The organism is Streptomyces sp. NPDC047982, assembly GCF_043204165.1.
In the GTDB taxonomy this organism is placed as follows: domain Bacteria; phylum Actinomycetota; class Actinomycetes; order Streptomycetales; family Streptomycetaceae; genus Streptomyces.
Window position 1 is genome coordinate 383,568 of the sequence record NZ_JBIDBS010000005.1, and the last position, 11,864, is coordinate 395,431.

11 protein-coding genes and 2 pseudogenes are annotated in these 11,864 nt (G+C 72.0%); 5 read left to right on the forward strand and 8 right to left on the reverse strand.

Annotated elements, in window-relative coordinates; translation table 11 throughout:
* Positions 1–12: 12 nt before the first annotated feature.
* The 3 genes from ACGF2V_RS09065 to ACGF2V_RS09075 form a co-directional block, all read right to left on the reverse strand.
* Complete coding sequence (locus ACGF2V_RS09065) at positions 13–243, reverse strand: Lrp/AsnC ligand binding domain-containing protein (protein WP_362630353.1); 231 nt, start codon at positions 241–243, stop codon at positions 13–15.
* 170 nt (positions 244–413) lie between these two features.
* Positions 414–1,943, reverse strand: a complete 1,530-nt coding sequence (locus tag ACGF2V_RS09070) for a glutamate synthase subunit beta (protein ID WP_362704878.1) — start codon at positions 1,941–1,943, stop codon at positions 414–416.
* A 475-nt stretch (positions 1,944–2,418) separates the two neighbouring features.
* Positions 2,419–3,606: a PP2C family protein-serine/threonine phosphatase gene (locus ACGF2V_RS09075; RefSeq protein ID WP_362630348.1), complete on the reverse strand. Its 1,188-nt coding sequence runs from the start codon at positions 3,604–3,606 to the stop codon at positions 2,419–2,421.
* 148 nt (positions 3,607–3,754) lie between these two features.
* Here ACGF2V_RS09075 and ACGF2V_RS09080 point away from each other — a divergent pair, with 148 nt between their 5' ends.
* On the forward strand, positions 3,755–3,910 hold the full coding sequence (locus ACGF2V_RS09080; RefSeq protein WP_362630345.1) for a hypothetical protein: 156 nt from the start codon (positions 3,755–3,757) through the stop codon (positions 3,908–3,910).
* Positions 3,911–4,576: 666 nt separating this feature from the next.
* Positions 4,577–5,080 carry a nucleoside deaminase gene (locus ACGF2V_RS09085; RefSeq protein ID WP_362630342.1) on the forward strand — a complete coding sequence of 168 codons (504 nt, stop codon included), beginning with the start codon at positions 4,577–4,579 and terminating at the stop codon, positions 5,078–5,080.
* A gap of 109 nt (positions 5,081–5,189) precedes the next feature.
* On the opposite strand, the pseudogene ACGF2V_RS09090 reads toward ACGF2V_RS09085, so the two are convergent.
* Positions 5,190–5,846: pseudogene (locus ACGF2V_RS09090) on the reverse strand (ScbR family autoregulator-binding transcription factor); the annotation flags it as partial.
* A 572-nt stretch (positions 5,847–6,418) separates the two neighbouring features.
* On the opposite strand from ACGF2V_RS09090, the gene ACGF2V_RS09095 reads away from it, so the two are divergent.
* A complete protein-coding gene (locus tag ACGF2V_RS09095) occupies positions 6,419–7,117 on the forward strand; it encodes an HAD family phosphatase (protein WP_362704882.1) in 699 nt (232 codons plus the stop codon).
* 247 nt (positions 7,118–7,364) lie between these two features.
* Here ACGF2V_RS09095 and ACGF2V_RS09100 read toward each other — a convergent pair.
* The 4 genes and pseudogenes from ACGF2V_RS09100 to ACGF2V_RS09115 all read right to left on the reverse strand — a co-directional run.
* Positions 7,365–7,541: pseudogene (locus ACGF2V_RS09100) on the reverse strand (aconitase family protein); the annotation flags it as partial.
* An 81-nt stretch (positions 7,542–7,622) separates the two neighbouring features.
* Positions 7,623–8,174, reverse strand: a complete 552-nt coding sequence (locus tag ACGF2V_RS09105) for a DUF488 domain-containing protein (protein WP_362630336.1) — start codon at positions 8,172–8,174, stop codon at positions 7,623–7,625.
* Positions 8,174–9,502 carry an NAD(P)/FAD-dependent oxidoreductase gene (locus ACGF2V_RS09110; RefSeq protein ID WP_362630334.1) on the reverse strand — a complete coding sequence of 443 codons (1,329 nt, stop codon included), beginning with the start codon at positions 9,500–9,502 and terminating at the stop codon, positions 8,174–8,176. Before ACGF2V_RS09110 ends, ACGF2V_RS09105 begins: the two co-directional genes overlap by 1 nt.
* Before the next feature lie 359 nt (positions 9,503–9,861).
* Complete coding sequence (locus ACGF2V_RS09115; RefSeq protein WP_362630331.1) at positions 9,862–10,341, reverse strand: Hsp20/alpha crystallin family protein; 480 nt, start codon at positions 10,339–10,341, stop codon at positions 9,862–9,864.
* Positions 10,342–10,862: 521 nt separating this feature from the next.
* Between ACGF2V_RS09115 and ACGF2V_RS09120 the strand changes: the two genes are divergently transcribed.
* Both ACGF2V_RS09120 and ACGF2V_RS09125 read left to right on the forward strand, forming a co-directional pair.
* Positions 10,863–11,051: a 4Fe-4S binding protein gene (locus tag ACGF2V_RS09120; RefSeq protein ID WP_362630328.1), complete on the forward strand. Its 189-nt coding sequence runs from the start codon at positions 10,863–10,865 to the stop codon at positions 11,049–11,051.
* Positions 11,052–11,280: 229 nt separating this feature from the next.
* Positions 11,281–11,556 (forward strand): hypothetical protein, encoded by a 276-nt coding sequence (locus tag ACGF2V_RS09125; protein WP_362704919.1) that lies wholly within the window; start codon positions 11,281–11,283, stop codon positions 11,554–11,556.
* Positions 11,557–11,864: the final 308 nt, after the last annotated feature.

The window sequence follows — 11,864 nt, forward strand, 5'->3', positions numbered from 1 at the left end:
AGCGCGCGGCGTTCACCGGTGCGGTGCGTCCTGCGGCCGGCCCCGGTCGCGTACGACGGCTCCTGTCCGCTTGCGGGTGCGGATGATCGGGGCCGTCTCGACCGTGCCGACATCCGGGAGCGCTCCGATGCGATCGGCGAGGCAGTCGTGGAGGTGCTCGTCGTCCCGGCACAGGACGGTGGCGAGCAGATCGGTCCGTCCCGTGGTCGCGGTGGCGTACGCGACTTCGGGGTGGTGGCCCACTCGGCACCGGCGGCGAGCCGCGCGGAGCGCGCCGACAGCCACAGCGCGGTGCCGGAGGGGCCGCCGAGAACCCGTTCAGCGAGCGCAGCACGGGATGCTCCCACAGGTAGCGGATCCCTTCCGCGGTCTTGGCAGTCCAGTTCTTCCGTGGCCGGTGCGCGGCCGGGCGCTCAGGCGACCAGGGGGCGGTCGTGCGGAGCCACCGGGGCCGGGAGCGCCGTGGAGCCGTTCAGGTAGCGGTCCGTCGCCGCCGCGGCGGACCGCCCCTCCGCGATGGCCCAGACGACGAGGGACTGTCCGCGCCCCGCGTCACCCGCGATGAACACGCCCCCCGCCCCCGGGCGGCTCGCCCGCCCGTCCGGGGGCGGGGCGTCCGGCGGCGGGGCGTCCGTCACGGCCTCGAAGGCGTCGGTCCGGGCGTAGTTCCCCCGGCCGTCCAGCGTGAGTCCGAACTGTCGCACCAGCCCGCCGTCCCGTTCCGGGCCGTGGAAGCCGAGGGCGAGCAGGACCAGATCGGCGGGGATCACGTGCTCCGTGCCCGGCCTCGGAGTTCGGTCCCCCGGCCCCGCTTCCGCCAGGCGCAGCGCGCACACATGGCCAAACCCGTCGTCGTCGAAGCCCAGGGTGGCCGCGCGGAAACGTCTCGGATCCGTGCCGTCCCGGTCCCGGGCCTCTTCGTGGGCGTGGGACACGCGGTAGACCCTGGGGCGCAGGGGCCAGGGTTCGGTGTCCGGGCGTACGGGACCGGGTTCGGGATTGATGTCGAGCTGCACCACGGACGCGGCACCCTGGCGCAGGACCGTGCCCAGGCAATCCGCCCCGGTGTCGCCCCCGCCGACGATCACGACGTGTCGGCCCTCGGCGGTGAGGACCGGGACGTCCCGGTCGCCCTCCGCGACCCGGTTGGCCAGGGTCAGGTAGCCCATGGCCTGGTGGATGCCGTACAGCTCGCGGCCCGGAACGGGCAGTTCCCTGCGTTCCGTGGCCCCGACGGCGATGACGACCGCGTCATGGCGCTCCGCGAGACCGTGGGCGTCGAGGTCGTCACCGACGCGTACGCCGGTGCGGAACTCGGTGCCCTCCGCCCGCATCTGCTCGATGCGGCGGTCCAGTCGGCACTTCTCCAGCTTGAACGCGGGGATGCCGTACCGCAGCAGTCCTCCGAGGCGGTCGGCGCGTTCGTAGACGGTGACGGCGTGGCCGACGCGGGTGAGCTGCTGCGCCGCGGCGAGCCCCGCCGGTCCGGAGCCGACGACGGCGACGGACTTGCCGCTGAGGCGCCCCGGCGGCCGGGGCTCGGCGTATCCGCGCGCCCAGCTCTCGTCGGCGATGGCCTGCTCGACGTTCTTGATCGTCACGGGGTCCGCGTTGATCGACAGCACACAGGCGTCCTCGCACGGCGCCGGGCAGAGCCGCCCGGTGAACTCGGGGAAGTTGTTCGTCGCGTGCAGCCGCTCGGCCGCCGCCCACCAGTCGCCCCTCCTCGCGTACGCGTTCCACTCGGGGATGAGGTTTCCCAGGGGGCAGCCGTTGTGGCAGAACGGGATGCCGCAGTCCATGCAGCGCCCCGCCTGTTCGGACACGAGCGGCAGCCTCGCCCGCCCCGCGCCGACCTCGTCCCAGTCGCCCAGCCGCTCCTGGACGGGGCGGGCGGGAACGGACCGGCGGCCGGTCCTGAGAAATCCGTGGGGGTCGGTCATGGCTCCGTCTCCGTCGCCCACTCGCGGTGCATACAGGCGTGGGGTCCTGTCCTCGAACCCTCGTCGTCCGGCCGGAGGCCGGGCCGTAGGGCGTGCGGCCGGCGCGATCGCGAGGCGGGGCTCGTCCTCGTACGGGGGTGTACGAGGACGGCTCCGACACCGCCGCGAGCGTGCGCGCCGGACGTCGCGCGGCGGGCAGCGGTCCGAAGACAAAACCTGAGGGCTGTCCCGTGATCCGGGGCGGATCGGCATGCGGTGTCGGATGCGGCGCATCGCGCGCGGGGGCTTCCGCTCACCGGTCGTATGCGTTTGTTCCGACACCGCGGCGAGGTGCCGCGGCTTTCGTCGCGCGCCCGCCGGGGATCACGGGACGGTCCTTGGGCCCAGAGTACGCCTGCGCAGGCCCACGGCCACCCGCGCGACATCGCGCCCGCGGGGTCCTCGCGGGCGCGCGGCGCCATGCGCACCGTGCGCGTCAGGGCACGGGCCCGATCCCCCAGGCCCCTCGGTGGACGCCGCCGGCCCGGACGGTCCCGGCGAACCGGTGCGGCTCGGAGGCGACGGGCTGGCGGTGGATCGCGATGACAGCCGCGTCGTCGCTCAGCTCCCCTCCGACGTGGGCCAGGAGGTCGCGTCGCAGATGGTGCAGGAGGGCCTCCGGGGAGTTGTCGGTCCACCGGGCGGCCCGCTCCGCGAACGGGTAGAACCGTCCACCCCGGTCGCGCGCCTCGATGACGCCGTCGGTGTAGAGGAGCAGCGTCTCGCCGTCCTCGAAGGTGAACGAGTCCAGGGCGTAGGAGGACGGCCCCAGACTGCTGATCCCCAGGGGCGGTGAGGGGCGCAGCCCCGGCACGGTGACGGAGTGCCCCGGGCCCAGCAGCAGGGGCGGGGGGTGCCCGCAGCTCGTCATCCGGCTGGTGCCCCCTTCGTCGGGGATCTCCACCAGCAGGGCGGTGACGAAGGGCTCGCCGACCTCGCCCTCCCGCTCGAAGTCGGCCTCGTAACGGCAGACGCTCTGTTCGAGGGCCGCGGCGAGCTCGGGCAGGCCGGTGTGCCGGTGGGATGCCTCTCGGAAGGCCCCGAGCAGGACGGCGGCCTCGCCGATCGCGGCCAGTCCTTTGCCCCGCACATCGCCGATCAGCAACCGGGTTCCGCCATCGACACGGGTGGCCGCGTACAGGTCCCCGCCGATCAGGGCCTCGTCCTCGGCCGGCAGGTAGAGGGAGGCGACCCGCAGCGGACCGATCCGCTCCGGGAGCGGCCACAGCAGCACATGCTGCGCGGCCTCCGCCACCGACCGCACCCGGGCGAGCTGCCTGCCGCTGCGTTCGCGCAGCAGGCAGTAGAACACGATCAGCGCGGAGAGCACCGCGAGGGCGATGATCTGCACCAGCCCGCTCTGGGTGGTCAGCCTGCCGAGGTGGTGGAGGATGAGCACCTGGGCCGCCACGGCCAGCACCCCGACCGTCCCCGTCAACACCGGGCCGGCGAAGGACGCGCAGAGCGCGGGCGCCATGACCAGCAGCGGTCCGAGCTGTATGTTCCGCCCCGTCAGGATGTCCGCGACGGTGATCACGACGATGAGGGCCAGGGGCAGCGCCACCAGCCCGCGACCCGGCCGCCATGACTTCCGGAGAGCCGTGACACGTTCACCGATCCTCACGTCTTCCACAGTGCACCGCGGCCGCTCGCCTGACGACTCGGCCGCGTGCGTGTCGGCCGGGGAGTCACGGACGGGCCGACGCCCGATCGGCGCGTTAGGCTCGTCCTGCGGGCATTCACCCGCACGCGTTCCGACCGTGGAGGCGGCCATGAGCGAGAACGAGGAGTACCCGACTCCCTCGCAGGCCGAGGGCGAGCGACTGGACGAGGACCTGAACCCGGCCGAGCCGCGGCACCCCGCCACGATGCGCACCCAGCCCTCCCAGGCGGAGGGCGAGCGGTCGGCGGACGACGCCGAGAGCTGACCCGTCGCGGCACCACGACGGCCGCCGCCGGGGGTACGAGCCCCCCGGCGACCACCTGCACGGGCCGCTCCGTCCGCGCAGGACCGCTGCCCGACGGCCGCGGTCACCGTACCGAAGCGCCGGGCCGCGTCCGGTGCGGACGTGTGCCGGTGGCGTGCGGGCCCGGTGGCGGCGTTCGTTCCCGGGCATTCGTGCCTGGGCCCGGGCGTTCATTCCCGGGCGTTCTTGCGGCGCGCTGCGGCGCGGCTGGTCTCCAGGCGGTTCATGACGGGTTCCTCGACCCGTGGCACGTCCCGGTCCGCGATCGCCTCGTCGAGGGCCTCTGCTCCTCGGCGGCCTCCAATCGCAAGGCGCAGGGGCTTGCGCGTACCGGATGTGCGCGGATGTTCGGACAACGCGGTGAGGCGCCGGAGCTGTCGTCGCGCGCCCGCCGGGGATCACGGGACAGTCCTTGGCCTCCCCGCCTCCCCGCCTCCCGGCCGTCCCCTTCCCCGCCTCCCGGCCGTCCGCTTCCCCGCCGTCCGCTTCCCCGCTTCCGCGCGCCGTCCGTCGGCACGGCGCGGCGCGGAGGCATGCCTCGCGGCCCGGTGATACCACGGACCCGCGGGGCCGCCCCGCGGGGCCGGCCCGTACATCCCGACCCGCCCGCACCACGAGGAGAGTCCTTTGTCATCCGTCGATCTGACCGAGGCCGAACACCGTCACCTGGAGCGGGCCGTGGACCTGGCCGCGGAGGCGCTGCGCGCCGGGGACGAGCCCTTCGGCTCCGTCCTGGTGGGCGGCGGCCGGATCCTCGCCGAGGACCGCAACCGGGTGAACGGCCTCGGCGACAGCACCCGGCATCCGGAGTTCGAGCTGGCCCGCTGGGCGGCCGCACACCTCACGGCGTCGCAGCGGGCCGAGGCTGCCGTCTTCACCTCGGGTGAGCACTGCCCCATGTGCGCGGCGGCCCACGGCTGGGTCGGCCTCGGACGCGTCGTCTACGCCCATTCCGCGGCCCAGTTGACGCAGTGGCTGGACGAGCTGGGCGCGCCGTCGTCCCCGGTGCGCGCCCTGCCGGTCAAGGAGGTGGTACCGGGCGTCGTGGTCCAGGGGCCGGTGGCGGCCCTGGCCGATCGCCTGCGCGGGATGCACCGCGCCTCCTACCTGTCGAAGCGCCCGGCGGTGTGATCAGGCGCTCCCCCAGCATGGACGCGCCCGCCGCGGGTTTGGGTGTACCGAGTCGCGGATCATGCCCCGGAACCCGGTCGGTGCTCCCGCCGGTGTCCGGCCCGCCGACGGGAAGCCTGGCCCGGGCGCTCGCGATCAGGGCGCCGGGGTCCGGGCGCGCCTGCAGGGCGTTCAGGACGAGGCGCCACCACTGGTCGAGCCGTGACACGAACTCCCGCTCCCGCGACGCCTCGTCACCGCCGCGGCCGTACAGGGAAGCCTCGTCGCCGCTGAGGCTGTACAGGCCGAAGAAGGCGCACACCAGGGCCGGGGCGGCGCCCGCCGGTTCGACGCCCTCGGCGAGATCGCCCCGCGACCGGGCGTCGGCGAGCAGCCTGGTGGCGGCCGTGGTCCAGGCGGCGAACGGGGTGGGAACGACGGCGTCGATGCTGCGCCGCTCCGCCCACAACCGGGCCCCGGCACGCGCCATGACGTCCCGGCACAGGACCCCGGCGATCTCGAAGCTCAGGGCGACGAGCCGTTCGAGCGGCGGGACGTCCGGGGCCGTGTAGTACGCGGCCAACTGGGGCCATGCGGCGAACCGGTCGCGCACCACGGCGAGGGCGAGTTTCTCCTTGCTGGAGTAATGGAAGTAGACGGCCCCGCTGGTCTTTCCCGAACGGGTGCATATGTCATTGACGCTCGTTCCCACATATCCGCGTTCGACGAAGAGTTGCGCCGCGGCCTCCAGCAGAGATCTCCGGGTCGTTCGCGCCCTGGCCTGCATGCTTGTTCCACCTTCGATATCTCATGCGATACATGGGGCGCGAGGAGGTAGTGCGCCCGCGCATCAACGACGTCGCCGAACCATACCGAGCGGAGATTTTATTATTCTTCGACTGCACACGCAGGGAGACACCAAGGAAGCCAGACGCACTTCTCCGCGCTTTCACACACGAGTCCGCCACGACCTTTCCCGGAAATGACCAGGTTTTTTCCACATCACCGTGCATTCAGGCCGGTTGAGCGGACGAAAGGCTCCGTACGGTCACCCTCGGGCCACCCCTCCGCGCACGCCCGGCGCGCGATCGTCCCGCCCCAAAACACTCGAAGTAGTGATTGCACGCCGCTCGGACGCGAAATTAACGTAGTCGGCACGATGTTTCCGGGCCCGCCCCGCACAGACGGATCACATCCGTCGCGGCGAGCCCCACAGAGGCGAATCGACCGCCTCCGCAAACGATCACCGAAGATCGTCCGAATTCCAGCTTCCCTCAGTCCAGCGCGCCTTCCCCCGGTCCGGGAGAACAGCGAACCGGAATCGGACCGCGGCCGGCGCTCTCCGAGAACGGCAGAAAAATGGCAGCTCACCCCATTCCCAACTGGTCCCCCGCCGCCATCGTCTTCGATTGCGACGGCACTCTCATGGACACCGAACGCCATTGGCAGGACGCCCGCAACAGAGTGTTCGCGGAGTTCGGCCTCAAGCCCCCGCCCGGCTTCGCCGAGCGCGCCCAGGGCGTGCACTACACCGAGTGCGGAAGCCTCATGGCCCGGGAGACCGGGAAACCCGAACTCACCTACGAGATGACCCATTCGCTCCTGAGGAACTTCATGGCGCTGGTCGACGAGGATCCCGTCACCATGCCGGGCGCGGCCGCCCTCGTCGGCCTCACGGCCCGTCACCTGCCGCTCGCGGTCGCCAGCAACTGCCCACTGGACATGGTGGAGTCGTGCCTGCGGCGGGCGGGACTGCTCGGTCACTTCGACCATGTCGTCGTGGCGGGCGGCTCCCTGCGCCCCAAACCTCGCCCGGATGTGTACGCCGAGGCGGCGGAACGCTGCGGCGTCCGGCCGCACGAAGCGCTGGCTGTCGAGGACTCACTCACCGGCATCGAGTCCGCCCGGAAAGCCGGACTGCGGGTGGTCGGCGTCGGACCCCGGCCCTCCGGCCGGGGGGCGGAGCGGGCAGACCTCTGGGTCGACGCCCTCAACGACCCGGCCCTGGTGGCCTGGGCCCACACCTGGATCACCGACGCCGGGCCGCCCGTCGCATGAGGCACGGGCCGCCGAAGCAGCCGCGGGCCCGGTGTGCACCGGCACACGGCGGTGGCACGGCCGTCGTGCGCCGGTGCGCGTTCCGGTCCCGTACCCGAACGGCCATCGGCCCATCGCACAAGCGGCCTTTCGCACATCCCGTCACTTGGCTCCCGGCCGCCGGGAGCGCCGGAGCGCGGTGACCGGTGCGGCGAGCATCCCGACGAAGACCACTGCCCACACCGCCAGCGCCGCCCACGCCTCGCCCCGCGCCGGTCGCCCGGGAGGTCTTCACCCAGGGCTTCGGCCTCAGCCCGTGTTCGACGGCCTTCTTGGCCGGGAGGGCGGCGCCGACCATGACCTGCGGGTTGGAGGTGTTGGTGCAGGAGGTGATCGCGGCGATCACCACCGCGCCGTGGCCGATCTCGACCCGGGTGCCGTCCTCCAGCGCCCCCGCCCGCGGTTTATAAGGGGTCACGTTCATCCTGCCCGGCATGACCGTCAAGGGCTTCGACGCGGGTGGCGGTCACACGCGGTCGTAGACGAGCAGTCCGTCAGCGCGCAGCCGGGCTCCCGCTGTCGGACGGTGCTCGGTGAGCCGGCCGTCGTGGGCCAGGTGCAGTACTCGGGCGCGGCGCGCGAGGACGGCGAAGTCGGCGATGATCCGCCGGTGGCAGCGCCACCACAGAGACTCGCCGCACATCACGGCGGTGCGGACGTGGGCCGCCTGCCGCAGCAACTCGTCCATGGCCGCCAGGAAGTCCGGGGTGCGCGTGTGACCCGCGTATCCGCGGAAGGAGGCGTTCTCCCAGAAGACATCGGGAGAGTCCGGGGGCACCTTCCGAAAGCCTCCCAGCCGCTGCTCCCACCGGTAGTCGATCCCCTCCTGCGGCAGCCACCGCCGGAGTGCTTCCCGGCCCACGTCGGGGTTGTGCCGGCTGCCGGGCGCGGTCCGTACGTCGACAACGGCCCGCAGGCCGGCGCCGTGCAGCAGGGCGGCCAACTGTTCGCGTCCCGCAGTGCCATGCCCGAACGTCAGCAGCGTCACGGGGGCCGTCCCTGACGTTGTGCGGTGCATCACGCGTGCCGGGCGCGCTTGGTTGCCGCCGAGGCGGCGAGGGTGAACTCCTCGCGGCTGTGTTCGATGGCCTCCAGCGAGACGATCTCGCGCGGGAACATCAGGGCAAGGGTCCAGTCGGCGACCACCCGCAGGCGGCGGTTGACCGAGGGCAGCTTCGACAGGTGGTAGGTGCGATGGGCCAGCCAGGCCGGAAAGCCCCGCAGCCGCATGCCGCGGATCTCCGCAGCCCCCTGGAAGAGGCCGAGACTGGCGACCGAACCGATGGACGCGTGCCGGTAGGGGGCCAGTTGGCTCCCGTTCAGCGATGCGGCGAGGTTGTCGGCCACTGTGCGGGCCTGCCGCACGGCGTGCTGCGCGCTCGGCGGGCACACCGCGCCCTCACCCCGGGCAAGATCGGGGACCGCAGCGCAGTCACCCAGTGCCCACGCGTCGGTGGTGCCGACGACCGACAGGTAGGAGGTGGTACGGACGCGTCCACGCTCATCCAGCGGCAAGTCGGTGCGTGCGACCAGCGGGTTGGGGGCCACTCCGGCGGTCCACACCAGGGTGTCGGCATCGAACTCGGTTCCGTCGTCGAGACGGATGCGGCCGCCTTCGGCGGAGACCAGTCGCGTCTCCAGACGGATGTCGATGCCGCGGCACCGCAGCAGGTGCGTGGCGTAGTGGCTGAGTCGCTCGCCGACTTCCGGCAGGATCCGGCCAGTGGCCTCGACCAGCACCCACTTCATCCGGATGGGCTCGATCTCCGGGTAGCGGGTGCAGGCGTCCCAGGCCATGTCCTGCAGTTCCGCCAGGGCCTCCACACCGGCGAAGCCACCGCCGACGAAGACGAAGGTCAGCGCCGCCTGCCGACTGCGCGGCGAGGACGCGGAAGCGGCCTCGTCCAGGCGGGCGAGCACGTGATTGCGCAGATGGATTGCCTCGGCGACGGTCTTGAATCCGATCCCGTTCTCGGCCAGTCCCGGGATCGGCAGCACCCGGGAGACCGAGCCCGGTGCCAGCACCAGCACGTCGTAGGTCAGCGCGACCGGGTCGCCGTCGTCGCTGTGCAGGTACGCCGTCCGCTGCGCATGATCGATCGAGACCACCTCCCGGGTGATGACCTGCGCCCAGGGAAGGGCCTGCCGCAGCGGCACCACGACATGGCGCGGTTCGACGCTGCCCGCCGCCGCCTCCGCCAGCAGCGGCTGGTAGGTCATGTACGAGTTGGCGTCGACGACAGTGACGGTGGCCCGGGAGTGGCGGAGCAGCCGCCGAAGTCGCAGTGCAACGTGGATGCCGCCGTGCCCGCCACCGACGATCACAATCCGCGGCCGCCTCGTCACGGGTTCCGATGTGCCGGTCATGGCTTCGCCGCCAGCCATTCGGGAAGGACGGCGGCCTGGCTGTGGCTCATGTCCCTGGTGGCAGTGAGCAACGTGAAACGTGAGCCTATGGGCTTGCGGCCAGACACGGTCGGCGAGCACCCGCTTGCCGTCCCGAAGAGCGGCTTCTTCACGGACTCGCCGGTAGGCGATCTGTTCGGCCATGACGGCATCTCCCGACCGATCGGTCAGCCCGACCACCACCCGGTGAACGGCTGGCGCCGCACCGACACCGGTGGGTATGTTCGATTAGATACCAGTCATGGGACCGTCCGATGTGGTGGTGGGACCGGGTATCCCGCCCCCACTGCCACACTGCTTCAGGCTTCGGTGATCTCGATGTGGTGCGGCTTTGCCGCCTGGGCCTTGGGGACAGTGACGGTCAGCACCCCGTCGGCCAGCGACGCTGTGATCTCCTGCGCATTGAGATCCGCCGGCAGCAGCGCCCGGTACTCGAAACGCCCGGTGCGCCGGGTACGGCGGCGCAGGACTCCTTCACGCTCGCATTCCTTGTACTCGCCGGAGATGCACAACTCCCGGTCGCTGACCTCGACGTCGATGTCCTCACGCTTGATCCCGGGCAGTTCCGCCTCGACCACGTAGGCGTCGTTCGTTTCGTGCAGGTCGGCCATGGGCGACCAGGCCCGACCCGACGGCGTGACACCGGCAGCCTGCTCCAGGAACCGGTTCATCCGCTCGAAGAGGTCATCGAACTCGGCACCGGTCGGCTCGCCCCAGCCAAGAGCGGGGAACGATCGTTCCATGAGATGGCCGGGTCGGTGGTGTACGGGCAGAGTCATCGCGGTTCACCTCCGCGAAATGACGGCATTCGGTTATTTCCATGCTGCTGCTCTTCGCCGCGACCCGCATGCGGGCGGGCGGACAGCCTGCGACCGGCTCCAGGACTCCTGATGCCGTCTTTCTGGGCCGTCGGGCAACGAGCGCAGCTGAGGGCCGGTCCCGGATGCGGCACGACGAGGGACGGCGACGAGGGGACGGCGACGATGGGTCGGTGAGCAGGGCCGACCGCTTCGATGCTTTCCGCGGCGTGGCCGGACTGGGGAGAGGCTGCTCGATGCGCTGGCCGAGCAGCGCGCGAGCACCGCGGGGCCGCCGCAGGCGTGGGCACCGGGGATCGCTGAGCGTCTCGACCTGACCCACGCCTCCGGTCCGGGGCCCGCCGACTACTTCGCCGATCCGGCCGCGCCGCACGGCCGCCGTCACGTGCGGGTGGCGGTGCTGCAGGTCGGAGGCCCGCTGGGCGGATTCCTGCCCGCTGACGGGCTGGAGGTGCCGCTGGCCGAGTTTCGCGCTCGCCCTGGTGGGCCGGGGCGCTGACACGGTGGTCGCGCCCGGCACCGGCGGGGCGTGGGCGGACTCCGACTGCGTGGCCTGCGGCGGATGCGTGGACACCTGCCCCACCGGCGCGATCTTCCAGCCGGGTCTGCCGCCGGGCAGCGCCGCCTCGCGCCGGCTGCCCGCCACGAGTACCACCACGCGGACCGCCTGAGGCTCCTGCGGCGTGGGCTGCTCACTGGACGTGGTCACCGCAGACGGCCAGGTCACGGCCGTACTGCCGGACCGCGAGGGGCTGGTCAACCGCGGGCGCACCTGCGCAAGGGCCGCTTCGCCCACGGATTCCTGCGCTCACCCGAGCGCCTCCCCCAGCCCCTGCTGCGCCGCAACAGACGTGTGGAGCCGCCAGTTGGAGCGACGCGCTCGACCATGTCGCGCGCGGGCTGCGAGCCGCGGTCGCCGCCGGCGGTCCGGACGCGGTCGCGGCGATCTCCTCCGCGCGCGCCACCAACGAGGAGAACTACCTCATCCAGAAGTTCATGCGCACGGTGATCGGCACGAACAACATCGAGAGCTGCTCACGGCTGTGCCACTCCCGGTCGGCCGCCGGACTCACCGCCTCCTTCGGCCTGCCGGGCGGCACAGCGCAACCGCGCACGCTCGGCGTGGGAATTCGTCAACATGCCCGATCCGCTCCCGGCCCGAGCCGGGGGCGGTAGATGTGACCCGTGACGCCCTGTTGGAGGGGGGCAGTCGTGAGCATAAGCAACGCCGTACCAAACCGAGCCGGCAAGCTCGGTCGTTTAAGGCCCAGTGGTTGACAGACCGCCGGCACACGGCTGTGGCTGTGTTGGCTCTGAAGCTGTGCCGCGCCCCCAGGCACCATGCTGATGATTTGACGTGCTCCCTGGCCTAAAGTCCAGGGATTCCGGCCTGGGTCGTCTGACCCTTTCGGGGGCTTCCTGCTTCACCGCGCTGTGCGGGCACGTGTGCCCGTCTTACCGGCGCTCCACAGGCGTTTAGCGTC